Raw genomic sequence first — 305 nt, 5'->3', positions numbered from 1 at the left:
GGTCGAGGTGATGGATCGCGTGCTGCCGGTCGAAGATAAAGACATTTCGACCTTCGCGAAAAAGCAATTCGTGAAACAGGGCATGACGATCCTAGAGAAAACCACAGTCAAAAAACTGGACCGTTCTGCGGGTAAAGTTGTGGCGCATCTGGAAGACGCCAAAGGCACCACAACGCAAGAATTCGACACGGTGATTTCCGCAGTTGGGATCGTCGGCAATGTCGAAGGTCTGGGTCTTGAAGAGCTGGGTGTCAAAGTGGACCGCACCCATATCGTGACAGACGAATACTGCCGCACGGGCGTCG

General features: G+C 53.4%; 1 protein-coding gene. It reads left to right on the top strand.

Annotated elements, in window-relative coordinates; all coding sequences use genetic code 11:
- Window positions 1-305: FAD-dependent oxidoreductase (locus KO497_RS19545; RefSeq protein ID WP_215943336.1), on the top strand; the 305-nt coding region annotated here is incomplete at both ends.

It is taken from the genome of Pacificibacter marinus, assembly GCF_018860665.1.
GTDB lineage: Bacteria > Pseudomonadota > Alphaproteobacteria > Rhodobacterales > Rhodobacteraceae > Celeribacter > Celeribacter marinus_A.
This window is presented reverse-complemented; position numbering and strand designations above follow the sequence as displayed.